We start from the raw sequence: 23,519 nt of genomic DNA on the forward strand, positions 1-23,519 counted from the left end.
GTGTTACCGCACGGTAGAAAGGTGTGCGGTAACCCGGTAGATCAGTCGCCCTTACCTACTGTCGAGGCTGGATCGCTCGCGGTGACCCGCCGCCCGTACGTCCGGCCGCTCGTGGCCGAGCACGACTGCCAGCTCCCGGCGGTTGCGCACGCCCAGTTTGGTGAAGACGCGGGCCAGGTTGTTGTTGACGGTGTTGACCGACAACCCGAGTCGGTCGGCGATGCTGCGGCTGGACAGGTCGACCGCGAGCAGCGCGACGTCCCGTTCGCGGCGGGTCAGCGTCGCCTGCTCCGCGCCCGGAGCGGTAGCGGCGAGCAGTGGTGTGCGTACGCCGTGGCAGGCACGGGCCAGCGTCGCCGCTCGCTGCGCCACCGCCAGCCGGGGTCGACCACGGCGGGCGTACGCCCGGGCGGCGGCGCCCAGCGCCTCGGCGGCGAGCAGGGTGTGGCCCCGGACGACGAGGTCGTCCACGGCCGCCTCCAGGGTCGGCCCGTCGTCGCGGAGCAGACCGTCGGCAGCGGTGGCGAGGGTCGACGCGAGCCCGCCGAGCCGGTCCGCGAGGGCGGTCAGCCGGTCCCGCACCGGCTCCGGTGCGCCCAGCCGCGCGCACTCGTAGAGCGCCACCGCCTCGATCGTGGGCTGCTCGCTGCCCCGGGCCAGGTCGGCGGCATTCCGGGCGGTGCGGATGGCGGCGGTGAGATCCCCCTCGGCCACCTGCACCCAGGCGCGGTTCAGCTCCACCCACGGGTGGAAGATCCGGTTCGCGGTCCGCTCCCGCGCGTCCGCCGCGGCCAGCCAGCGGCGGGCGCCGGGCAGGTCGCCGGCCAGGGCACGGACGCCGGCCAGCTCGGCCCAGTACGTCCGCACCAGGTGGTACTGGTCGTTCTCCTCGACCAGGGCGACGGCCTCGCGCAGGTCGGCTTCGGCGCCGTCGAGCTGCCCCTGCGACTTGGCGATGATCCCCCGGAACCCGGCCCACACGGCGACCATCCCCCGCGCGTCGCTGGCCACCGCCGCGCGGTAGCCCTCGTCGGCCAGCTCGACGGCACCGGCCAGCTCGCCGGCGGCGTACCGGGCGTAGCAGAGCCCCAGCCCGACCTGCGCCTCGTTCCAGGGCAGGTGCTCGGGCTCGGCGGCGAGCACCGCCCGGCCCTTGTGGGCCAGCTCCGCCGCGAGCCCGAGCCGGCCGAGCATCCCGGCCGCCGAGGCGGCGCCCATTGTCGCCCAACTGGCCGCCCGCACGCCGGTGTCGGCCCGGGCCAGCACGGCCTGGCCCACCGCCAGCGCCGCCTCGCAGCGGCCGTCGTAGAACAGCACCCACGACCGGGTGGCCTCGGCCAGGTCGTACCCGGGCGAGCCCGCCGGCACCATCCGCAGCGTCTCGTGCGCCTCGTCGATCCGGTCCAGACCCCAGTAGAGCAGCCCGGCCCGGGTGATCGCCCAGATGGCGAGGTGTTTGCTGCCCGGCGGCGGCGCCGGTGGCAGCATGTCGAACGCCTCCTGGCTGCGCGCCTGGTACTGCAGCACCCGGGCCAGCAGCCACTGCGCCTCCCAGCCCTGCCCGGCGTCGTACGCCGTGCGGGCCAGCCGCTCGGCCAGGTCGATGTCGAACCGGTCGATGGCCTGCCGCGCGGCGGCCAGCGCGATGCCCGGATGCCGGACGCTGCCCGAGCGCAGTTGCCACACGCCGGCGACCAGCGCGTCGTCGCGGCGGCGCAGCGGCATGCTCGCCAGCACGTCGGCGAGCTGCCCGAAGACGGTGCGCGACCGGCTGGCGGGCATGCTCGCGCGCAGCGCCTCGCCGTAGAGCGGATGGGCCATCCGCAGCGCGGTCCGCGCGCCGGAGCGCTCCGCGACCACCATGCCGCTGCGCTCGGCCGCCTCGATGGCGGCCGGATCGACGAACCGTTCCAGCAGGGCGAGCGAGAGCGGTTCACCGCAGGCGACCACCTCCAGCACCTGACGGGCTGCCGGTTCCAGGGCACGCTGCCGGGCGCTGACCAGCTCGGCCAGCCGAGGGCTGCCCGACGCGGTGCCGCGCCACCGCCAGACGCCTCGCGACTCCCGCAGCCCGCCGGTGTCCAGCGCGTCGGCCAGCAGCTCCCGCAGCAGCAGCGGGTTGCCGTCGGCGAGCTGGCGCAGCCGGCGGCGGCTGAGGGCGTCGAGCGGCCCCGGCGCCGCCTCGTCGAGCAGGTGGTCCACGGCGGTGGCGGGCAGGGGGCGTACCTCCAGCCGCCGGCCCGAGCCGGTCCACAGTGAGGTGAGAGCGTCGGAGAGTGGTTCACCCGCGCGGACCGTCGCCACCGCCACCGCCAGGCCGTGTACGGCGAGTTGGTGCAGCAGCCCGGCGGACGGTTCGTCGAGCAGGTGCGCGTCGTCGATGCCGATCATGACAGGGCGCCCGGCGCTGCGGCGGGCGAAGTCGCGCTCCACCGTGACGACCAGGCCCATCGGGTCGACGCGCGGTCGATTGGGCGCGGGAATGAGGTGGGAGACCGCCCCGAACGGGATGGAGCGGGCCGCGCCGGTCGCGGAGACCCAGTGACACTCCACGCCGTTCTCGGCGGCCCGCGCCAGCGCCTCGCGCAACAGCCGCGTCTTGCCCACCCCGGCGTCGCCGACCAGCACCAGGCCGGGCGCCCGCGCCGACACGACGTCCTCGATGGTCTTCAGCTCGTCGTCGCGGCCGACGAGTGTCCATTCGCCACGTCCCGACATGCCGACCGTCACCTCGCCCTCGGGGCAGCCCTGCCGTCCACCCTATGGGCAGTCCCGGCACTTCCGCTCGACAGCTGTCGATGGCCGGCAGGGGCCTTACCGGAGGCGGTCGCTCACCCCTGCGCGGTGAGCAGGTAGTCGTCGGCCTCCGGGCTCCACCGCAGGTCGACCGCGCCGCTGGTGGCGGCGGCCTTGCAGAACTGCAGGAAGCTGCGGTAGCCGAGCTTCTTCTCGCTGAAGTCGGGGCGGGCCCGGCGCAGCTGGTTCTTCAGACCGGAGAGCGCGACCGGATTCCCGGCGCTGCCGAGCTCACCCACCACGCCCCGGAGCAGCCCGAAGGCGACCTCCCGGTCGCCGTGCTCGGGCAGGGACACCTCGGGGTCGCCCTTCGCGGGCCCCTCGGCCAGGTCGATCACGTTGTGCTCGGCGAGGTGGCGCAGCAGCTCACCGAAGGTACGGAAGCCGTAGTCGGACTCGCTGAACGTCGGGTCCTTGCGCAGCAGGGTGCGCTTGAGCCGGGAGGCGGTCACCTCGCCGCTCGCGCTGCCCTGCAACCCGGCCACCGTCTGGGCCACCTGTACGGCGAGGGCGTCCACGTCCCGGCCGGGCTCCTCACCCGCCGGCCGCCCCTCGGCCTCCTGCTCGTGTTCCTGTTCGCGCTGCTGTTCCGGCTCGGGCGGACGCTGGTCGGGGCCGGGTTGCCGGGTCGGGCGACCGCGCCGGCTGCGGGTGGGCGGGATGTCCACACCCTCCAGCCGGTCGTAGTAGAGGAACTCGTCGCACGCCGGGGGCAGCAGCGCCGACGTGGACCCCTCGACCCCGACGCCGATGACCCGCTTGTTCAGTTCGCGGAGCTTGTGGACCAGGGGTGTGAAGTCGCTGTCGCCGCTGCAGATGACGAAGGTGGAGATGTAGTCGCGCTCGAACGCCAGCTCGATCGCGTCGACGGCCATCTTGATGTCGGCGGCGTTCTTGCGGGACGCGCCCATGCGCTGCGGGATCTCGATGAGCTCGACGTGGGACCGGGTGAGCATCCGGCGGTCCTCGTCGAAGTACGACCAGTCGGCGTACGCCCGGCGCACCACGACCCGCCCCCGCTCGGCCAGCGCGTCGGCGATCGGCCGGAAGTCGAAGTCCGCGCCGCCACGGTGGTCGCGGGCCCCCAACGCCAGGTTCTCGTAGTCGAGGAACAGTGCGATCCGGTCTTCTTGATCCACGCGGCTCAGCCTACGCCGGCCGGGGTGGTCAGGGCGCACGCGACGCGCGACACCTCAACTCGCCAACCGTCCATTTCTTGCGGCCTGATAGTCGACTCTTTTCAATCTTCGATTGTTGTCTTGCAGTGCGATGTTCGGTGCTGCATCATGACGATCAATGTCGGGCGTCCGGGGGAACGCCGGGCGGACCTCCACCACCACCCCACCAGGAGGATCACCGATGTTTCGCAGCATCCTGCCGGCACGGGGACGCCCGGGCCGCCCGGTCGCCACCGCCGTCGCGTTCGCGGCCGGCCTCGCCGTGCTGGTCGCCGGGCCCACAGTGGCCGCCGCCGGCCCACCCGGCTCGTCCGGCGCACAGCCGGTCGTCACCCGGGCGGCGCTCGACCCGGCGCTGGTCGCCGGACGCGGCGCCGACGTCGACTTCGTCGAACAGGAGGCCGAGAACGTCCGCACCAACGGCGAGGTCATCGGCCCCGACCGGTCCGCCTACACGCTGCCCGCCGAGGCGTCCGGCCGCCGCGCCGTCCGGCTCACCCCCGGCGAGTACGTCGAGTTCGTCCTGCCCAGCGCGGCGAACGGCATCACCGTTCGGTACAGCATCCCGGACGCGCCCGCCGGCGGCGGGATCACCGCGCCGCTGCGGGTGGCCGTCAACGGCAGGAACGTCCACACCATGACGCTGACCTCGCAGTACTCGTGGCTCTACAACCAGTACCCGTTCACCAACGACCCGCAGGCCGGGCTGCTGCACCCGGACTGGTGGATCACCGAGTGCCAGTGCGTGCCGTCGGCCACCACGCCGTACCCGAGCATCAGCACGCCGTTCCGGCCCACCCACTTCTACGACGAACAGCGGCTGCTGCTCGGGCGCACCTACCGGGCCGGCGACACGGTCCGGCTCACCGCGCCGGCCGGCAGCGCCGCCGCGTGGACGGTCATCGACCTGCTCGACTCCGAACTGGTCGCACCGCCGCGCGTACGGCTGCTCGCCGCGAACGTGCTGGCGTTCGGCGCCGACCCCACCGGTCGCCGGGACTCCGCCGACGCCCTGGACAAGGCCGTCGCCTTCGCCCGGCGTACCCACCTGAAGGTCTACGTCCCGCCGGGGACGTACCAGGTCAACCGGCACATCATCGTCGACGACGTGACCATCGAGGGCGCGGGCAACTGGTACACGATCTTCAAGGGCCGCGAGGTAGCCCTGTCCACGCCCGCGCCGGACGGCTCGGTGCACACCGGCGTCGGCTTCTACGGTCGCGACGCCGCCGACGGTGGCAGCCGGAACGTGCATCTCTCCGGCTTCGCCATCGAGGGCGACGTACGCGAGCGCATCGACACCGACCAGGTCAACGCGATCGGTGGTGCGATGAGCGACTCCACGATCGACGGGCTGCACCTGCGGCACACCAAGGCGGGTCTGTGGTTCGACGGGCCGATGCGCAACGTTCGCGTCACCAACACCATCGTCGTCGACCAGATCGCCGACGCGCTCAACTTCCACACCGGCGTGACCGACTCCCTCGTCGCGCACACCTTCGTGCGCAACACGGGTGACGACGGCCTGGCGATGTGGTCGGAGAAGACGGCCAACGCCCGCAACACGTTCGACCACAACACCGTGCAGTCACCGACGCTCGCCAACGGCATCGCCATCTACGGCGGCACCGACACCACCGTCTCCAACAACCTCGTCGCCGACCCGGTTCGCGAGGGCAGCGGGCTGCACGCCGGGGCGCGCTTCGGCGCGGAACCGTTCGCCGGCTACCTGCGGTTCACCGCCAACACCACCGCCCGCGCCGGGACGTACGAGCTGAACTGGAACATCGGGCTCGGCGCCATCTGGATGTTCGCGCTGGACCGCAGCATCGACGCGAACGTCGAGGTGACCGGCGACGCGTACCTGGACAGCACCTACAACGCGATCATGCTGGTCAGCGACTGGCCGGTGAAGGACCTCTACTCGATCACGAACGTGCGCTTCCGCGACGTCCGGGTCGACGGCACCGGCACGTCGGTGCTCAGCGCCCGCTCGGCCGGGTCGGCCTCGTTCGCCAACGTGGACGCCCGCAACGTGGGAGCGGTGGGCGTGAACAACTGCGGGTCGTTCCACTTCACCCCCGCCGGGTCGGAGTTCACCCTCACCGACCTGGGCGGCAACGACGGCGGCTGGCTCGCCCCGTGGCTGCTGCCCAACACCATCACCTGCGACGACCGGCCGCCGGTGGCACCACCGCCGCCTCCGGCCCAGTGGTGAACGCGGTGGGCGGCCCGATCGGTCGGGCCGCCCACCGCCGTCACCGCCTCCGGGCGTACGCCAGCGGCACGGTCGTCGGCTGCCCGTCCCAGGCGCCAGTCAGGACGGCGCCCTGCGCTCCGACCGCCCCGGCGGCCGGCCGGCGGACCACGACCAGCTCCACCGCGTCGGTGACGATGACCGTGTCGACGTCGTCGACGACCTGCCGGACGGCGCCGATCGCCGGCACCGCCCCGCCGTCGCCGCTGACGTCGATCGCCATCGTCGGCGGTCGCACCTCGCGCCGGCCGTCGACCTCGAAGTACTGCTCCGCCTGCCCGGCGCCGGCCAGGATGGCGTGGGTCAGCGCCGCCGCGTAGACCGGGTCGGCGCAGCCGTCGTACACCCACCGGCGGCCGAGCGCCGAGTGGTCGGTCGTGCCGACCAGCCACTCGTCGGCGTCGCGCAGGGGCTCGGCGCGGTAGGTGAGCGGGACCTGGTGAACCGGGGAGTCACCGGCGGCGACCAGTATGGTCTCGATGCCGACCTCGCCGGCCGGGTCGTCGAAGCGGTACGCCCCCCGACTCACGACGTCGATGCCGGCCGGCCCCTGCCACCACTGTCGGTCGGGCAGCCAGGTCGTCAGCAGTTCGAGCTTGGTGGGGCGCAGTGTCGCCCGGTGCAGCAGTGCCATGCTTCAGGAGCCTAGTCAGAGCCCCGCGCACGGGTTGCCGCCCACCGTGCAGCCCTCCGGCTCCCTGGCCTTCGGCCGACTGTCGCGGACGTCGAACCGGATCGTCCGCGACCCGCCGGCGGGCACGGCCAGGCCGCTGAAGGTGATGGCCTGCCCGTCCTGACGCCAGTCCGCTCCCTCGACGTCGTCGACGCTGCTGCCCTCGGCGAGGGTCACCACCACCACCCACTGCTCCGCGGGCGCGGGGCCCGGGTTGTCGACCACCACCTCCCCCGTGTAGCCGAACAGCCGGCTCGAGTCGGTGTCGTAGCGCGCCGCCAGCGGCGGTGGGGGCGGCGGCACCGCCGCCGTCGGCGTACGCGACGGCGTCGCCGACGGGGTGCGGCTCGGACGGGCGGTGGTCGGCGTGACGCTGCGCGACGGTCGCGCCGACGGTGTCACAGTCGGCTGCGCGGTCGGCGCCGCCGCCGCCATGCTCGGCGGCGTCGTCGGCGTCGGCGTCGAGGCGGGAGTCGGCGCGGCGGAATGCTCCGGCTCCCCCGGCAGCGTCAGCCACGCCACCAGAGCAGCCGCCAGCACGACCGCGGCCAGTCCGGCGACCGCCGCACGACGCCGGGACGGCGCCGGGCCGGACGCGCCGAGCACCGGCAGCTCGGTGGTCATCCCCGCGACGCCACGCCGCAGATCGACCTGCTGGAACGCGAGCCAGTCGAGGATGGCCGGCAGGCGCACGGTCAACGCCTGCCGGAGCTGCTGTTCGCGTGGCCCGTGCTGCTCGTCCGACCACGAACCGTGGGTCGGGACCTCCCGCACGGTCAACCGGCTGCCCTGCTTGGTGGCGGTGACGGCGCAGGTCAGCTCGGTGAGCCGACCGGCCTCGTCGCAGCGCAACACCAGCAGCTCCGGCACCCGCCGCTCGGTCACCTCGACCTCGACGTCGGTGTCGAAGCCGGGCAGGCCGGCCGTGTGCAGCAGCAGCCGGTCCGGCACCCCCTCCACCATGTCCGCCTCGGCGAACCAGCGGCCGAGCAGCTCCCGATCCGTCAGAGCGAGCCAGACCCGGTCGGGTGGGTGGGACAGGTCGACGTCCGCGCCGATCTCGATCACGGCGAGACTCTAACGGGTTGCGCGTCCGGGCCGTTCCGCCCGCCCGGATCGACGACAGGTCGCCTGGTCAGCCCCAGCGGGTCGCCCGTTGCGCCGCCGCCGTCAGCGCGGCCCGGGCGGCGGCGCTGACCTCGACGACCAGCTCGGCCGCCGGTACGTCCCGGGCGAGCGGGTGCGCCTGCCCGGCCCACAGGTTCACCACCGAGGCGTCGCCGTCGCGCCGGGCGGCGGCGAGCAGCGGACGGGTCAGGTGCAGCACCTGCGGGTAGCCGGCCGGCGCGACGGCGTCGTGCGTACGCAGGAAGTCGTTGACCACGCCGCGGGCCCGCTTGCCGGTGTAGGCCCGGGTCAACGCGGTCGGCGCGGCGCTGGCCACCGCCGCGCGGTGCAGGGGTGAGCTGCCCGCCTCCGGGCAGCGCAGGAACATGGTGCCGAGTTGGGCGGCCTGCGCCCCGGCGGCCAGCGCCGCCGCCAGGGCGGGGCCGTCGGCGATGCCACCGGCGGCCACCAACGGCCGGTCACACCGCGCCGCGGCCAGCCGGAGCAGCGGCAACAGCGCGTAGTCGTCGTCGTCCGGCATCCCGCCCCGGTGCCCACCGGCCTCGGTGCCCTGCACCACGACGGCGTCCACGCCCAGCTCGGCGGCGGCCGTGGCGGCGGCCGGGCCGGTGACCGTGGCCCACACCTCGGTGCCGCGCTCCCGCAGGGCGGCCACCACGGCGCGGTCGGGCAGCCCGAAAGCGAAGGACACCACCGGGACCGGGTCCGCGAGAAGCGCGGCCAGCTTCTGCGGGTACGCGTCGTCGCCGCCCACCGGCTCGCCCAACCGCACCCCGAAGCGGTCGGCCTGCGGGGCGAGCCGCCGCGCGTACTCCCCGACGGCGGCCTCGTCGACCGTGTCGTCACCGGGCAGGAAGACGTTGACCCCGAACGGCCGGTCGGTACGCGCGCGCACCTCGGCGATGTCGGCGACCAGCCGCGCGGTGTCGATCATGCCGGCGGCCAGGAAGCCCAGCCCGCCGACGGCGGAGACGGCCGACACGAGGGCCGGGGTGGACGGGCCGCCGGCCATCGGCGCGGCGACGATCGGGTGGCGCAGCTCGGACAGCACGGACATCCACCCATCCTGCCGCAGCGCGCCGGCCCTCCGGCTCGCGACGCGGCGCCCGCCCGCACACCGTGGCGTGCACGCCGCCGTCGGTCAGCGTCGGTCGGTGTGCCGGCGCCACAGCACCCCGGCCACGGCGAACAGTGCCAACAGCGTCCCGGCGCCGGCGGCCAGCGGCCAGGCCCGACCGCCCCCGATGCCGGCCGCCTGTGCGGCCGGGCGGGCCGGCGGGGACGACGGCGGCGCCGCCGTGGTGGACTCCGCCGGGTGCGGGGCGGCGGCCGTCGCCGTCGGGGCCGGATACCGCAGGATCGTCGGGCGGCTGCCGGCCGGCTGGTCGGCGGACTCGGAGACGGTGAGCAGGGACCGGCCGTCGCGGCTGTAGGTGACCGACTCGCCCTGTGGCTCGTCCGGCAGCGGCATGACCCGTGGGGTGCCACCGGTCAGCGCGGCGACCACGTCACCGCCGGTCACGTCGTACTCGAACGCGTCGGCGTAGGTCCGCAGCACCACCCGACGGCCGTCCGGCGCGTTCGCCGCCCCGGTGACGACGCCCCGCCCGAGGAACGAGAACGGGTTGCTGGTGGTGCTGGACGGGAGGACCACCCGGCCGACCGAGGCCAGCGGTGTAGTGGCCCCCGGCTTCAGCGCGGTGGTCGGCGAGTACAGCACGACGGTGCCGCTGCCGCCCTTCGTGATGATCAACGGCTGGCCGGCCGCGTCGAGCAGCAGCGCCTCGGCGTCGTGCGGATTGTCCGGGTATTTCATCCGGTACAGCACCGGCTGGTCCGCCCCCGGCGCGAGCCGCCACAGCGCGATCGTCTCGCGGTTGCGGTCGTTGTCACCGGTGTCGGCCACCCAGATGGTGCCGTCCCGGCCGAGGGCCAGGTCCTCGGTGTCGCGAGGCCGGGAGGGGTAGCTGACCGTCCGCGCCACCGCGCAGCGCCGGTCCAGGAAGAAGATCCGGAGGCGGGCCTCGTCGTCGGCGCCGTCGTTGACCACGACGTACCCGTCGTCGGTGGCGACCATCCCGGAGATCTCGGTGAGCCGGTCGTCGCGGACCTGGCACACGCTCACCCCGGCCGACGCCGCGCCGGCGACCGCCGGACCCGGCGACTGCACCGCGGCCAGCGGCACCGCGCCGGCGACGAGAGCCGCCAGTGTCGCCGCCGCGCGGGCGTACCGCCCCCGGTCCACCCAGCCGCGTACCCGCATCGCCCGCCTCCTCGCCGCAGCCGTGGCCCGGCCGCCCCGCCCATCCTGGCCGATCGCGACCAGCGGCGGCGACGATCCGCGCGGACCCGACGACATCGCGCGGCCGACCGGGCGCAAAGGGGCGGGCGTCCACCGGGGCACGAGGTGGACCGGCGCCGGACCGCTACCTCGTGGACCAGCGCTGCGCGCCGCCGCCGTTGCAGGTCCAGAGCTGGACGGCTGTCGCGTTGGCCGTGCCGGCCGATGCCACATCGACGCACTTGCCGACGCTGGTCAGCATGATCGCCCCGTCGGAGCGGAAGGTGAACCGTTGGGCGGCGCCGCCGTTGCAGGTCCAGATCTGCACCCTGGTGCCGTCGGCGCTCGCGGCGCCCGGCACGTCCAGGCAGCGGTCACCGTAGACCCGCAGCTCCCCGGCGGCGGTACGGGTCCAGCGCTGGTTGGCGGCGCCGTGGCAGTCCCAGATGATGACCGGGGCGCCGGCGGTGGTGCTGGCGCCGGAGACGTCCAGGCAACGCCCGGAGTTGGGGTTGACCAGGCCGACCGGGGTGCCGACCGGCGGCCCGACCGGTGGGACGAGGCTGCCCGGCACCGAGCGCAGCGCGTCGTACCAGCGGGCGGCCATCTTGTCGTACCCGCCGGCGTTGGGGTGGACGCCGTCGGCGAGATCGGCCGTGCTCAACGCCTCGTGCATGTCGACCAGGTGCACCCGGCTGCCCTTCTGCGCCACGATCCCGGGGATGGCCGCGTTGTACGTCCGCACCCGGGCCTCCAGATTCGGGTCGGACTCCGGGACGATGGTGGCGACGAAGAGCTCGGCCTCGGGCGCGGTCGCCCTGATCTTGTCGATCAGCGCGGAGAGCCGGGCCGGCGCGTTGGCCAGGTCGTAGTTCTGGTTCATGTCGTTGGTGCCGATGTGCAACAGGACCGTCCGCGGGTCGGTGGCACGCAACCAGGTGACGATGTTGGCGTCGAGCTGGTCGATGCGCCAGCCCGAGTGGCCCTCGTGGTCGTGGTCGCCGAGGCTGGCCGGCCCGTTGAACTGCGAGCCGACGAAGTCGACTGTGTAGCCGCCGCCGGCCAACCGCTGCCACAGGTTGACGCGGTACCCACCGGGCACGTTGAAGCCGTCGGTGATCGAGTCGCCGAGCGGCAGCACGCGTACCCCGCCGTTCGACTCGGCCTGGACGGGTGCGACCTGGGCCAGCGCCAGTACGGCACCCAGTGCGAGCCCGAAGACCGCGGCGGCGGCCCGTCGTGCGTTCCCTCGCATGGTTGATCCCTCTCCTCGTGGGTCGTTCGGGACCGTCGTGGCACGCCGTCCGCCCCAACGGCGACCACATCCGAACCGATCCATCGATGATCGACTATCAGCCAGGTGCGCCGGACCCGGCCCGGCACGGCCACGAGCCGAACGCCGTGGTGGCTGCGCCGAACGGTTTCCGGGGACCGGCGCCGCCACCGGACCTGTCGTACCCGTAGTCCATGATCGTGTCGTCGTAGCGGCACCGGCACCGGCCGGCGTGCGCACCATCCTGGATTCTTCTCGATGTGGGAGGCCGTGACGTGACGAACGCCGACGGAGCCGACTGGCGGCGGCGCAGCGTGGTGGCGGTGGTGCCGCCGGCCCGCCCCCGCAAGCTGGCCAAGGTGCCCTTCGTCGAGCTTGCCGACGGGCGGTTGCAGGGCGTGGTCTCCAGCGGATCGGACGTCGAGCGGGTCTACGTCTCGTCGGTCGCCGCCGGCACCCACGCCTACCAGTGCAGCACCAACAACAACCGGCCCTGCGGCGGCCTGCGCGGCATCCCGTGCAAGCACCTGCACGCGCTCGCCGACGAGGCCGTCCTGCAGTACGGCGTCGACCGGGTGGCCCGCTACCTGCGGGTCGACGTCGGCGACGGGGTGGCCGACGGCAGCGGGCTGCTGTCCCGGCTCGACGGCCAGCCCGAGCCGGCCTCGGCGGCGGTGGTGTTCAGCCGCTTCCTGCGTCACCTGGCCTACCTGGAGCTGCCCGTCAGCACTGTCGCGCTGCCCGAGCTGCACTGGTTCCCGGCCACCGGGGCGGGCCGCTGATGCGCGGGGCCCAGGTCGCGCGCCTGCACGCGGTCCCGGCCGGGTTGAGCGACGCGCTCGACGTGGTCGCGGGCTTCGACGACGCCCTCGCCGACGGCTTCGGTCGGATCGGCGAACGGGGCGCTGCGGCGCTCGCCGCGCTCGCCGACGCGGTGGCCGGCACCCCACTGGGTGACCCGGTGACCGCAGCGGTCGACGCGGTCACCGCCGGGTCGGTCGCCCCGGAGCACCTCGCCGCGCTCGCCGGGGCGCGCTCGGCGCTGCTCGGCGCGGCACACGACGCCCTGCTCGGGCAGCTCGACGAGGCGGTGGGCCGCACCCGGTCGCCGTGGACGACGCCGACCAGCAGGCCCGCCGAGACGCCGCCCGCGCTCGCCGGAGCGCGGGCGTGGTGGCACGAGGTGGCGGTCACCGGCTGGCGTGGCGTCGACCACGAGTTGCTCTCCGCAGCCGCCGGGGTCGTTGAGGCCAGCCTGGCCGTTCCGGAGCTGCGCCGGATCGCGGTGCTGCTCGACGGTCTCGCGGCGGAGCTGCGGGCCTGCGTGCCGGTCGCCACCATGGCGCAGGTGCCGGCCCGTCGCTGGGCCGACCTGTGGGCCCGGGGCGTCCTGCTCACCGAGGGCGCACCGTCGACCGGCGAGGCGACGGCGGTCTCCGGGCGGCTGTTGCCGCTCGGTGTGGACGTGCACAGTCACGACACCGCCGTGCAGGTCCAGCTGCACGGCGTCCTGGAGCCGGCGGACGGCGGGCCGGCGCTGCTGGTCCGCACGGCGGTCGCCGCCGCGAAGGTCGACACGATCGTCGGGCCGGCGATCTGGCGGCTGCTGTCGGCACACCCGCTGCTGCTCACCGCGCTGGCCGAGCGGCGGGCACTGGTCGTGACCGACCTGCCGCTGCGCGGCGGCGACCTGGGCTGGGTCGACGACCGGGTCCAGCTCGACGAGCCCGCCGACCCGTTCGCCACCGCCCGCGTGCTGTTGCCCGCCGCGAGCACGGCCGCTACCGACCCGCTCGACCGGCACCCGACGGGCATCGCCGAGCCGGTGCTCGTCGAGGGCCCCGCGAGCCGCGACGAGGACGGCACGCTCGGCATCGAGGTGGACGGCGAACGGGTGGCGCTCGCCGTCGACCGGCTGCCCGCCGCCGGCCCGCTGACCGCCGACCTGGTCGCCGCCGCGTCGGCCTGCCTGGGCCTCCTGCGCTGGGACGACGGCCGCTGGCTGCTCCAGCCGTTGGCGGTCCGGGCCACCGTGAAGCGGCGGACGGTGCAGGCACACAACGGCGACTGGGCGTGCGGCGTCACCGATCCGAAGGTCGCCAAGGAGGAGGCCCGGGCGGGCGATGCCGTGGCCGTGCTGCGTGAGCGCGCGGGACGGTTGCTGCGCCGATGACCGCACCGATCCCCACCGGCGGGTACGCCGACGCCAACCGCCGTCAGGTCCTCTACTGGCGGCTGCTGTCCCGCCTCTTCGACCGCGACGAGCAGCCCGGCCTGGAGTCGGCGAGCGTGGCAGTGGTCGACGACCTCGGGCTGCCCGCCGCCCTGCTGGACCCGTCGGTCTCGGTGGACACCATCGTGCAGCGCTTCCCGGCGCTCGCGGCGGAGCTGCGCGGCCTGCTCACCTCCGCCGACGCCCCGCCGGACGCCGGCGAAGCGCGGCCTTCCGCCAGCGAAGCCCCGGCCGCCGCCGGTCCGGATACCGCCGGGCCGGAGGGCGCCGAGGCGCACGCCGCCGAGCCGGAGGGCGCCGGGCCGGGTGGGTCGGAGGACGACGGCTCGACCTACCGGCCGGGTGCGGCCGAGGTGCGCCGGGCGGCGCTGGTGTCGAAGGTGCTGCTGAACGTGTTCGCCACCGGCTCCGGTCCGGTCAGCGCCACCCAACTGGCCCGCTGGCAGTCCGACGCCGGCTGGTTCGAGCAGGCCCTCGGGTGCGAGCCCGGGGAGCTGCGCCGCCAGGGCGGCGGGCTGGGCGGCACCCTGGCCGGGCTGGAGGGTGACCTGGTCCGGCGGATGCACCTGCGGGAGGTGCTCGCCGATCCCGCGCTGGCCAGTCAGCTGACCCCGAGCATGTCGCTGATCGAGCAGTTGCTGCGCGACAAGGCCAACCTGTCCGGGGTGGCGCTGGCCAACGCGAAGGCGCTGATCCGGCGCTTCGTCGACGAGGTCGCCGAGGTGCTCCGCACGCAGGTGCAACAGACAAGTGTCGGCGCACTGGACCGGTCGGTGCCGCCCAAGCGGGTGTTCCGCAACCTGGACCTCGACCGGACCATCTGGCAGAACCTGACCAACTGGAGCCCGGACGACGAGCGGCTCTACGTCGACCGGCTCTACTACCGGCACACCGCGCGGCGTACGACGCCGTCCCGGCTCATCGTCGTGGTCGACCAGTCCGGTTCGATGGTCGACGCGATGGTCAACTGCACGATCCTCGCCTCGATCTTCGCCGGGCTGCCGAAGGTCGACGTGCACCTCGTCGCGTACGACACCCGGGCACTGGACCTCACCCCGTGGGTGCACGACCCGTTCGAGGTGCTGCTGCGTACCCAGTTGGGCGGCGGCACCGACGGCACGGCGGCGCTGACGCTGGCCCGGCCCAAGATCGCCGAGCCGAAGAACACGGTGCTGGTGTGGATCTCCGACTTCTACGAGGTCAACCACCAGGCGGTGTTCGACGGGCTCCAGTCCGTGCACCGTTCCGGCGTCAAGGTCATTCCGGTCGGCTCGGTCAGCAGCTCCGGGCAGCAGAGCGTCAACCCCTGGTTCCGGCAACGCTTGAAGGACCAGGGCACCCCGGTCATCTCCGGTCACATCCGCAAGCTCGTCGTCGAGCTGAAGAACTTCCTCACCTAGGAGAGCAACCCCTCATGTCCGAGATGCTGCGCGCCCCCGCCGAGGTCACGTACGCCGACGAGCTGGACTTCCTGGAGTCGGTCGACACCGGCCCGAAGCCGTTCTCGTGGCGCCTGAGCCCGCGCATGGTCCGGCTGTTCGTCCTCGGCTCGGAGCGGGCCGACGGCCTGTCCCGCGAGATCCCGCAGAAGTGGTTCGGCGACCGCAGTTTCGTCGAACGGGCCATCGTCACCCTCGCCTCGGACCGGGGCCTGCTGCTGATCGGCGATCCCGGCACCGGCAAGAGCTGGCTGGCCGAGCTGCTGGCCGCCGCGATCTGCCGCAACTCGACACTGGTCGTGCAGGGCACCGCGGGCACGACGGAGGACCACATCAAGTATTCGTGGAACGTTTCCATGGTGATCGCCAAGGGCCAGTCCCGCGAGTCGATGATCCCCTCACCGATCATGACGGCGATGGAACGTGGCGTGGTCGGGCGTTTCGAGGAGTTGACCCGCTCCACCAGCGACGTGCAGGACGCCCTGATCTCGATCCTGTCCGAGAAGTACGTCGCCATCCCCGAACTGGACCAGGACAACATCGTCTTCGCCCAACCCGGCTTCTCGATCATCGCGACCGCCAACAGCCGGGACCGGGGCGTCAACGACCTCTCCTCGGCGCTCAAGCGGCGGTTCAACTTCGTGCGGATCCCGGTGGTGACCAACAAGCGCAGCGAGGCGGAGATCGTCCGGTTCCGCACCGAGGAGCTGCTACGCCGGCACCGCATCGAGTTGGACGTCCCGCCGACCCTCCTGGACATCCTGTTGCAGAGTTTCGCCGACCTGCGCGCCGGGGCGGCCGCAGCGACCAGCGACGACGAGAAGTTGGAGTCGGCGCTGTCCACCGCCGAGCAGATCGGTGTGCTGGAGGACGCCATCCTGCACAGCCAGTTCTTCGGCGACCGTACGCTGCGCGCGGCGACGCTCGCCGGGTCGCTGGTGGGGTCGCTGGCCCGGCGCAGTCCGGAGGACCTGGCGATCCTCAACAAGTACCTGCACGGTGTGGTGGAGCCCCGGGCCCGCAAGGACGACGACGGGTGGGCGGGCTTCCTCGACGGCGGTCGTCAGGCGATCGCGTCCCTGTCGTGACCGCGCCCACCGTCGCCGGCCCGTTCGGCGCGCTCCGCGAGCAGCTCAGCGACGCGGCGGCAGCGTTCGCGGGCTCCGCCGACGCGCTCGGCGCGATCCTCGCCGGCATGGTCGACGACGTCGACCGGGCACTCGGCGAGCGACTGGAGATCTTCCCGGTCTGCCACCACTCACCGGCCTCCGCGCTGGCCATGGTGCGCCGGTTGCGGGCCAAGCAGCCCCGGGTGATCTACCTGGAGCTGTGCGAAGATCTCCAGCCGCTGCTCGGGGAGCTGCGCAACTGCCGTCTGCCCGTCGCGGTGCAGGCGTTCGCGTCGGAGCTGTCCGGCTTTCCCGCCGACGCCGGGCCGCTCAGTGTCGTCGCGCCCGTCACCGAGGCGTCGGCGGAATACCAGGCCATCGCGTACGCGCTGGAGACCCCCGGCGTCGAGCTGGTGCTGGTGGACCGCTCCACCGACCACGTCTTCCAGTGGTCGCCGCGCGACCGACCGAGCGACGGGAGCGGCACGGCCGGGGCTACCGACGGGGGCGGCACGGCCGGTCCGACAGCCACCGGCGAGGAGTCCGGGCTGCACGGTGACGCCGTCGGGGTGGAGATCGGCGACCTGCGGCCGCGGTTCGCGGAGCTGGAGGCGTACCTGCTGCACCACGGCAAGGTGCGGCACTGGTCGGAGTGGTGGGACCAGTACGTGGAACGCCCGCTTGCCGACGCCGACCACGACACCTACCGGCAGGTGATGGTGCTGATCGGCAGCCTGTTCCGGCGGCTGCGCCCGGCCGGCGAGGATCGGCTGGACCGCGACGAGGATCGCGAGCGGTACATGTGGACGAGGATGCGCCAGCACCTCGCCACCTCCGGCGTCGATCCGGCCGACTGCCTCTACGTCTGCGGCGCGTTCCACGCCGCCAGCCGGGTCGAGCAGTTCGGGCTGGGCTCCACCGCGCCCGACTTCGAGATCACCCCGCGCACCGACACCCGCTGGCGGTACGGGCTGATCCCGTCCAGCCACTCGGCGATCGAGGCCCAGTTCGGGCTGGCACCGGGCTCGGTGTCGATCGCCGCGGCGACCTGGACGAAGGCGGTGAGCCGGCACAACCTGTCCCCGTACCGGCTGGACGGCCAGCGCACCGGAACCAGCCGGGGGCGGCGGGGCCGGGCACCGACGGCGCCTGTCCCCACCGGGCCGGTCAGTGACCGGCTCACCGGCTTCCTCGCCGCGGCGCCCGACCTGGACGGCCTGGACGAGGCGGAGCTGCGCGGCTGGTGCGTGGACATCGTCCGACTGGCCCGGCGCAACGGATACCTGGCCAGCACCGCCGACGCGATCGCCGTCTTCGAGACCTCGGTCCTGCTGGCCGGCATGCGCAACCGGGCCCGGCCCACCCCGTACGACTTCGCCGACGCGGCGGTCACCTGCATCGAGAAGGACGTGGTGCCCGGCCGGCGCGACGTCCGGCGGCTCTGCGAGATCCTGCTGGGCGGCGACCGGATCGGTCAGGTCGGCTACGACGCCCTCCCGCCGCTGGCCCGCGACGTGCTCGATCGGCTCCAGCCCCTCGGCCTGGCCCTGGAGAAGCGGACGGTGCAGCGGGCGTTGCTGGATCTGGCCGCCCAGCCGGAGCTTGGCCGCTGCTCGGACCTGCTGTGGATCCTGCGGCACCTGCTGCCCCCGGCCGCGGTCCGGCCGATCATGGGCGAGCGGCGGCTCGGGCACCGCTCGGTCCAGGAGAGCTGGGACCTGGCGCTCGGCCGCCACCAGCGGGCGCTGATCGAGCTGGGCTACGAGGGCGTGACGGTCGAGCAGGTCCTGGAGCAGCGACTGCGGCGTGCGGTACGCGGCCCCGACGCGACCGCCGCGGGTGCGCTGGCCGCGGTCGAGGACGCCATCCGGTTGCTCGACAGCCCTCGCCTGGTGGACGAGTTGGGGGCGCGCGCGGTGGACCTGCTCGCCGCCGAGCGCACCGTCGACGACGCCCCGGACGTGCTGCGCCGCATCCGGCGCCTGCTGGCCCACTACCGGGCCTCCGCGCCGACCCTCCCGAGCTGGTGCGCGGCCTTCGTGACCACCGGGTACGCGCACTACTGCACCCTGCTGCCGACCGCCATCGCCGCCGAGGAGACGGGCGTCCGGCAGGTCGGCGCGATGCTCGGCTTCCTGTTCTCGATGGAGGGTCTGGCGCTGTCGCTGGGCTGCGACCGTTCTCAGCTGGAGCTGGCGGTCGGGCAGTCGCACCCGACGGCGCCGGCGAAGGTCGCCCTGCTCTGGGCGGCCCGACACCAGCTCGGCCTGCTGCCGCTTGCCGAGTTGCGGGCCCGGTGTGCCGAGCTGCTGGCCAACCCGCTGGTGGTGCCGGCCTTCCCGCAGTATCTGGCGGGCTTCGTGCACGCGCTGGAGCCGGTGCCCACGCTGGCGCCGTTCGTCGTCGAGACGATGTCGACCGCCTTCGCCCGGCTGCCCGATCCGGTGCTGCTGCCGTGGCTGCCGACCCTGATCACGACGCTGCGGGACCAGGGGCCGGAGCTGGTCCCGTTGCTGATCCGCGAGGCGGGGCGGACCTTTCCGGAGGCGCTGCCGGAGCTGGATTCCTGGGTGCCCCCGTGGGTGGCGCCTCCGTCTCCCGCGCCTCCGTCCGCGGTGCCAGCGGCCGCCGTCTCCGTACCGCGGCGGCGCGTGGGCGTGCTGCTCGCCGCCCACCCGGAGGCGGTCGACGCGGTCGCCGCCCTGCTCGGTCACGACGGCCGGTGGCAGCCGATGCCCGACCCGCCCGTCGACCGGTCCCGGGCGTCCGCCCTGCTGACCGGGCATCCCGAGACCGCTGCGGCGGTGTCCGTTCTCCTGGGGGTGTGACCGCGTCCCGGCGCATGCCACGGCTGAGGCGTGGATGGCGGGGCGAGGCGTGAGTGCCGCGACGGCGGGTAGGCAGCGGCCCGGCGGGCTGTTGACACCCGCCGGGTGGGAGGCTCCGATGAGCACGTACCGGGATGAACAGGGCGGAAGGATTCCTCCTCCGGAGGCGGACGCCCTTGAGCAACGACAGGACGCGTTCGACGTCGGCCCGCCGGACCGGGTGTCGGGTGACGTCGACCCGGAGGCGGCCGAGGCCGATCTTGCCGAGCAGGGCGCCTTCCCGGCGGGCACGCTCGAGGAGGTGACGTCGCTGCCGGCCGACGCCAACGCGGCGGACGCCCTCGAACAGCGCCAGGAGATCCCGGCCCGCGACGAGGGTCGTCGCACCTGACCCTTCCCGTTCCCGTCCAGGTAGCCGCCCCCGCGCCAGCCGCCCGAGACGGCGTTGCGGGTGATGCCTGTGGGTCATCAAGATGACTCACAGGCATCACGCTCGCAGGAGTGCCCGGACGCAGGCGGCCGGCCCGCTCAGCCGGCGACGACCTGCCACAGCAGGAAGGCGTTGAGCGCCACGACCAGGACGGCCACCAGGGCTGCGGCGGCGGTGGTGAGCGGGTGGTTGACCAGGTTGCCCATGAGGTCGCGGCGGCGGGTGAAGGCGACCACCGGGATCAGCGCGAACGGGATGCCGAAGCTGAGGATGACCTGCGACAGCACCAGGGCGCGGGTGGGGTCGAGGCCGATGGCGAGCACGGCCAGCGCGGGTGCCAGGGTGACCAGCCGGCGCAGCAGCAGCGGCACCCGGCGGCGCAGGAAGCCCTGCATGATCACCTCACCGGCGTAGGTGCCGACGCTCGTGGAGGCGAGCCCGGAGACGAGCAGCGCGACCGCGAACCCGAACGCGGCGGCGGTGCCGATGCTCTGACCGAGGCCGGCGTGCACCCCCTGGAGGCTGTCGGCCCCCACCGGGCCGCCGCCCCGGAAGCTGGCCGCGGCGATCAGCAGCATGGCGAGGTTGACCGCGCCGGCCGCCGTCAGGGCCAGCAGCACGTCGGTGCGCTGGCCCCGAAAGAGGGTCCGACGCTCGCCGTCGTCGGTCGCGGGGATGCGGTCGCGGGTCAGCGCGGAGTGCACGTAGATGACGTGCGGCATGACTGTGGCGCCGAGGATGCCGGCGGCCAGCAGCACGCTGTCGGTGCCCTGGAGTCGGGGCGCCAGGCCGGCCATGGCGGAGCCCGGATCGGCGCCGGCGGCGAGCAGGTTGGCCGCGAAGGCCAGGACGATGACGCCGAGCAGCACGGCGATGGCGATCTCGAACGCGCGGAATCCGCGCGAGCGCAGGGCGAGCACGACGAAGGCGGCGGCGCCGATGATGAGCCCGCCGGGCAGCAGCGGGATGCCGAAGAGGAGGTACAGGGCGACCGCGCCGCCGATCACCTCGGCCAGGTCGGTGGCCATCGCGACGAGTTCGGCTTGCACCCACATCATCCGGTTCACCGGGCGGGGCAGGCGCTCGCGGCACAACTCGGGCAGGCTGCGGCCGGTGGCCAGGCCCAGCTTGGCGGTGAGGGTCTGCACCAGCATGGCCATCAGGTTGGCCACGACCACGACCCAGACGAGCAGGTAGCCGTAGCGGGCGCCGGCAGCCGAGTTGGTGGCGAAGTTGCCCGGGTCGACGTACGCGACGGCGGCGACGAACGCCGGACCGAGCAGGATCAGCCGCCCGCGCACGCGACCCCGGGCGCGTGCGACCTGCAACGGCGTCGCCCTCGTCGTCGTGAGTTCGTTGGTGACCACCGAGCACCTCCCCCTGCACACGGATCGCGTGCCTGTTCCCTTCCCGGCGGGTTGGCCCGTCGGTGCCAATCGCTGGCCCCGGGGTGACAGGTGGGTCAGCCGCTTGACAGGGGCGTCGCGTCCCACCAAGCTGTCTATTAGTCCTACTGTCGTAGGACAACAGGAAGGATCATCACGAGTGATCGAGTTCGTGCTGGACAGCCGGTCGAAGGTGAACACCTACATGCAGCTCGTGCAGCAGGTGAAGCAGGCGCTGCGCGTCGGTCTGCTCACACCCGGGGACCAGCTGCCGAAGGTCCGGGACGTCGCCCAGTCACTGGCGATCAACCCGAACACGGTGCTGAAGGCGTACCGGGAGCTGGAGATCGAGGGCCTGGTCGGCGGCCGACCGGGGGTGGGCACGTTCGTCCAGCGCACCCTCGCCGGCGCGTCCCTGCCCAATCAGGCCGAGCTGCGCGACGACCTCGTGGCGTGGCTGCACCGGGCGCAGGCCGCCGGCCTCACGGCCGAGGACGTCGTCGCCCTGGTGGAGACCACGCTGCGCGCCACCCTCACCGACGACACCCCACAGAAGGAACCCGCGTGAGCGGTACGAGAGGACAGAGGATGGAGATGGTCTTGGAGGCCGACCGGCTGGGCAAGCGGTACGGCAGAACGTGGGCGTTACGGGACTGCTCGCTGCACCTTCCCGCCGGCCGGATCGCCGCGCTGGTCGGGCCCAACGGCGCGGGCAAGAGCACGTTGCTGCACCTGGCCGTCGGGCTGCTCAAGCCCGACGAGGGCGCGGTGCGGGTGTTCGGCAGATCGCCGTACGGCGACACGGACGGGCTCGCCGACATCGGGTTCGTCGCCCAGGACACCCCGCTGTACCGGGACTTCACCGCCGCCGAGCTGGTCATCGCCGGCGGCAAGCTGAACAGGCGGTGGGACGCGGCGCTGGCCCGGACCCGGTTGGCGCAGCTCGGGATACCGCCCGACAAGCCGGTCGGCAAACTCTCCGGCGGCCAACGGGCCCAGGTGGCGCTCGCCCTGGCGCTGGCCAAGCAACCCCGGTTGCTGCTGCTCGACGAGCCGGTGGCCAGCCTCGATCCGCTGGCCCGGCGGGAGTTCCTCCAGTCGCTGATGGGCAGCGTCGCGGACTCCGGGACCACGGTTCTGCTCTCCTCGCACCTGCTGGCCGACCTGGAGCGGGTCTGCGACTACCTGATCGTGCTCAACGCCGCCCAGGTGCAGCTCACCGGCTCGGTCGACGACCTGGTGGCCGCGCACCGGCAGCTCGTCGGCCCGCGGCACGACGGCGGTCCGATCGGCGGCGTCGCGCACGTGGTCCGGGCCAGCCACACCGACCGGCAGTCCACGCTGCTGGTGCGTACCGACGGCCCGGTCACCGACCCCGGCTGGACGGTGCGCGACGTGAGCCTGGAGGACGTCGTCCTGGCCTACCTGGCCGACGGCGTCGCGCAGACCAGTCACAGCGAGTGGGGGGTGGCGGCATGATCTGGCTGACCTGGCGGCAACACCGCAAGCTGGCGTTCTACACCCTCCTGGGGTTCCTGGTGCTCGCCGCCGTGCTGGTGCCGATCGGCCTGTCGATGCGGCACACCTTCGCCGACCTCGGGCTTGCGGGTTGTCTACGTCCGTCCGAGCTCAGCGACGCTGCCGCGCAGACCTGCGACGTGGGACTGCGCCGTTTCAGCGACCGGTACGACAGTTTGAACCTGGTGGCGGTACTGCTGATCACCCTGCCGGTGCTGGTCGGTCTGTTCTGGGGCGCACCGCTGGTGGCTCGCGAGGTGGAGCAGGGCACGCACCGGTTCGTCTGGACCCAGGGCATCGGCCGCACCCGCTGGGCGCTGGTGAAGTTCGGGCTGGTCGGCGGTGCCGTCGTGCTCCTCGCGGTCGGCTACGGACTGGGCATGTCGTGGTGGGTCGAACCGCTCACCCGGGCCGCGCACGAGGGCCGACTCGGTGTGATCGTCTTCGACCTGCAGGGCATCGTGCCGATCGGCTACACCCTCTTCGCCGTGGCGCTCGGCATCTTCGCCGGCACCGTCTTCAAGCGGATGCTGCCCGCCATGGGCATCACCCTGGCCGGGTACATCGGCGTACGGGCGGCGGTGGAAATGCTGGCCCGACCGCACTACCAACCAGCCAAAACCCAGACGTTCCCGATCGAGGGGGGCGGGATTCCGGAGGGCGACCGGGGCAACTGGGTTCTCGCCGTGGGAATCCGCGACGCCGACGGGACGATGGTCGCGGAGAACACCCGCATCCAGTGCCCGCCGGGCGGCAAGGGCCCGGACGGCCGAGCCTGCGGTGCCGATCTGGGCCTGGGACCGGGCGCGTACAACTGGGAGCTGTATCAGCCGGCGGACCGGTTCTGGCTGTTCCAGAGCATCGAGACGGGCATCTTCGTCGCCCTTGCCGCGCTCCTGCTCTACCTCGCCGTGCGTCGGGTCCGCCGGATCGCGTAGCCCGGACCGGCGACGGTCGAGTCGATCGTTGGCGGCTGAGCCGCACGACACGC

Annotated in this window: 18 protein-coding genes; 10 read left to right on the top strand and 8 right to left on the bottom strand. The window is 73.5% G+C overall.

The genetic code is table 11. From position 1 onward, the window contains the following. Positions 1–51: 51 nt before the first annotated feature. Both B0E54_RS06060 and B0E54_RS06065 read right to left on the bottom strand, forming a co-directional pair. Positions 52–2,718, bottom strand: a complete 2,667-nt coding sequence (locus B0E54_RS06060) for an AAA family ATPase (protein WP_234582259.1) — start codon at positions 2,716–2,718, stop codon at positions 52–54. 113 nt (positions 2,719–2,831) lie between these two features. Beyond that, positions 2,832–3,935, bottom strand: a complete 1,104-nt coding sequence (locus tag B0E54_RS06065; RefSeq protein WP_234582260.1) for an NYN domain-containing protein — start codon at positions 3,933–3,935, stop codon at positions 2,832–2,834. A gap of 220 nt (positions 3,936–4,155) precedes the next feature. Between B0E54_RS06065 and B0E54_RS06070 the strand changes: the two genes are divergently transcribed. Further along, on the top strand, positions 4,156–6,192 hold the full coding sequence (locus tag B0E54_RS06070) for a glycosyl hydrolase family 28-related protein (protein ID WP_234582261.1): 2,037 nt from the start codon (positions 4,156–4,158) through the stop codon (positions 6,190–6,192). Between the two features lie 40 nt (positions 6,193–6,232). Here B0E54_RS06070 and B0E54_RS06075 read toward each other — a convergent pair whose 3' ends face one another. From B0E54_RS06075 to B0E54_RS06095, 5 genes are all read right to left on the bottom strand, one after another. Further along, complete coding sequence (locus B0E54_RS06075; RefSeq protein WP_234582262.1) at positions 6,233–6,865, bottom strand: hypothetical protein; 633 nt, start codon at positions 6,863–6,865, stop codon at positions 6,233–6,235. 15 nt (positions 6,866–6,880) lie between these two features. Next, on the bottom strand, positions 6,881–7,972 hold the full coding sequence (locus B0E54_RS06080; RefSeq protein WP_234582263.1) for an SRPBCC domain-containing protein: 1,092 nt from the start codon (positions 7,970–7,972) through the stop codon (positions 6,881–6,883). Between the two features lie 67 nt (positions 7,973–8,039). After that, positions 8,040–9,089: a nitronate monooxygenase gene (locus B0E54_RS06085; RefSeq protein ID WP_234582264.1), complete on the bottom strand. Its 1,050-nt coding sequence runs from the start codon at positions 9,087–9,089 to the stop codon at positions 8,040–8,042. An 84-nt stretch (positions 9,090–9,173) separates the two neighbouring features. Then, a complete protein-coding gene (locus tag B0E54_RS06090) occupies positions 9,174–10,295 on the bottom strand; it encodes a hypothetical protein (RefSeq protein ID WP_234582265.1) in 1,122 nt (373 codons plus the stop codon). Between the two features lie 163 nt (positions 10,296–10,458). After that, on the bottom strand, positions 10,459–11,568 hold the full coding sequence (locus B0E54_RS06095; RefSeq protein ID WP_234582266.1) for a ricin-type beta-trefoil lectin domain protein: 1,110 nt from the start codon (positions 11,566–11,568) through the stop codon (positions 10,459–10,461). 332 nt (positions 11,569–11,900) lie between these two features. Between B0E54_RS06095 and B0E54_RS06100 the strand changes: the two genes are divergently transcribed. The 6 genes from B0E54_RS06100 (at position 11,901) to B0E54_RS06125 (ending at position 19,586) form a co-directional block, all read left to right on the top strand. Further along, on the top strand, positions 11,901–12,368 hold the full coding sequence (locus B0E54_RS06100) for a hypothetical protein (RefSeq protein ID WP_234582301.1): 468 nt from the start codon (positions 11,901–11,903) through the stop codon (positions 12,366–12,368). Next, a complete protein-coding gene (locus B0E54_RS06105) occupies positions 12,368–13,759 on the top strand; it encodes a hypothetical protein (RefSeq protein WP_234582267.1) in 1,392 nt (463 codons plus the stop codon). Before B0E54_RS06100 ends, B0E54_RS06105 begins: the two co-directional genes overlap by 1 nt. Then, a complete protein-coding gene (locus tag B0E54_RS06110; RefSeq protein ID WP_234582268.1) occupies positions 13,756–15,219 on the top strand; it encodes a VWA domain-containing protein in 1,464 nt (487 codons plus the stop codon). Before B0E54_RS06105 ends, B0E54_RS06110 begins: the two co-directional genes overlap by 4 nt. A 14-nt stretch (positions 15,220–15,233) precedes the next feature. Beyond that, positions 15,234–16,346 (top strand): AAA family ATPase, encoded by a 1,113-nt coding sequence (locus B0E54_RS06115; RefSeq protein WP_234582269.1) that lies wholly within the window; start codon positions 15,234–15,236, stop codon positions 16,344–16,346. Continuing rightward, complete coding sequence (locus B0E54_RS06120; RefSeq protein ID WP_234582270.1) at positions 16,343–19,195, top strand: DUF5682 family protein; 2,853 nt, start codon at positions 16,343–16,345, stop codon at positions 19,193–19,195. Before B0E54_RS06115 ends, B0E54_RS06120 begins: the two co-directional genes overlap by 4 nt. A 118-nt stretch (positions 19,196–19,313) precedes the next feature. Further along, the gene (locus tag B0E54_RS06125; RefSeq protein ID WP_234582271.1) at positions 19,314–19,586 is read left to right on the top strand and encodes a hypothetical protein; all 273 of its coding nucleotides are present in this window, start codon (positions 19,314–19,316) and stop codon (positions 19,584–19,586) included. 137 nt (positions 19,587–19,723) lie between these two features. Here B0E54_RS06125 and B0E54_RS06130 read toward each other — a convergent pair whose 3' ends face one another. After that, the gene (locus B0E54_RS06130) at positions 19,724–20,992 is read right to left on the bottom strand and encodes an Nramp family divalent metal transporter (RefSeq protein WP_234582272.1); all 1,269 of its coding nucleotides are present in this window, start codon (positions 20,990–20,992) and stop codon (positions 19,724–19,726) included. Between the two features lie 178 nt (positions 20,993–21,170). Between B0E54_RS06130 and B0E54_RS06135 the strand changes: the two genes are divergently transcribed. Genes B0E54_RS06135 through B0E54_RS06145 form a run of 3 tightly spaced genes read left to right on the top strand, consistent with a single transcriptional unit; the run spans position 21,171 to position 23,466 of the window. Continuing rightward, the gene (locus B0E54_RS06135) at positions 21,171–21,578 is read left to right on the top strand and encodes a GntR family transcriptional regulator (protein ID WP_234582273.1); all 408 of its coding nucleotides are present in this window, start codon (positions 21,171–21,173) and stop codon (positions 21,576–21,578) included. A gap of 20 nt (positions 21,579–21,598) precedes the next feature. Next, positions 21,599–22,489, top strand: a complete 891-nt coding sequence (locus tag B0E54_RS06140; protein WP_234582274.1) for an ABC transporter ATP-binding protein — start codon at positions 21,599–21,601, stop codon at positions 22,487–22,489. After that, positions 22,486–23,466, top strand: coding sequence for an ABC transporter permease (locus tag B0E54_RS06145; RefSeq protein ID WP_234582275.1), 981 nt, complete (start codon positions 22,486–22,488; stop codon positions 23,464–23,466). Before B0E54_RS06140 ends, B0E54_RS06145 begins: the two co-directional genes overlap by 4 nt. Positions 23,467–23,519: the final 53 nt, after the last annotated feature.

This window comes from Micromonospora sp. MH99 (genome assembly GCF_021442385.1).
Taxonomy (GTDB): domain Bacteria; phylum Actinomycetota; class Actinomycetes; order Mycobacteriales; family Micromonosporaceae; genus Micromonospora.

Bases quoted from the DNA above. Each gene is read 5' to 3' on its own strand.
- B0E54_RS06145 (WP_234582275.1), top strand. From the start codon at position 22,486: ATGATCTGGCTGACCTGGCGGCAACACCGCAAGCTGGCGTTCTACACC.
- B0E54_RS06060 (WP_234582259.1), bottom strand. From the start codon at position 2,718: ATGTCGGGACGTGGCGAATGGACACTCGTCGGCCGCGACGACGAGCTG.
- B0E54_RS06070 (WP_234582261.1), top strand. From the start codon at position 4,156: ATGTTTCGCAGCATCCTGCCGGCACGGGGACGCCCGGGCCGCCCGGTC.
- B0E54_RS06090 (WP_234582265.1), bottom strand. From the start codon at position 10,295: ATGCGGGTACGCGGCTGGGTGGACCGGGGGCGGTACGCCCGCGCGGCG.
- B0E54_RS06085 (WP_234582264.1), bottom strand. From the start codon at position 9,089: ATGTCCGTGCTGTCCGAGCTGCGCCACCCGATCGTCGCCGCGCCGATG.
- B0E54_RS06140 (WP_234582274.1), top strand. From the start codon at position 21,599: ATGGAGATGGTCTTGGAGGCCGACCGGCTGGGCAAGCGGTACGGCAGA.
- B0E54_RS06110 (WP_234582268.1), top strand. From the start codon at position 13,756: ATGACCGCACCGATCCCCACCGGCGGGTACGCCGACGCCAACCGCCGT.
- B0E54_RS06115 (WP_234582269.1), top strand. From the start codon at position 15,234: ATGTCCGAGATGCTGCGCGCCCCCGCCGAGGTCACGTACGCCGACGAG.
- B0E54_RS06075 (WP_234582262.1), bottom strand. From the start codon at position 6,865: ATGGCACTGCTGCACCGGGCGACACTGCGCCCCACCAAGCTCGAACTG.
- B0E54_RS06095 (WP_234582266.1), bottom strand. From the start codon at position 11,568: ATGCGAGGGAACGCACGACGGGCCGCCGCCGCGGTCTTCGGGCTCGCA.
- B0E54_RS06125 (WP_234582271.1), top strand. From the start codon at position 19,314: ATGAGCACGTACCGGGATGAACAGGGCGGAAGGATTCCTCCTCCGGAG.
- B0E54_RS06105 (WP_234582267.1), top strand. From the start codon at position 12,368: ATGCGCGGGGCCCAGGTCGCGCGCCTGCACGCGGTCCCGGCCGGGTTG.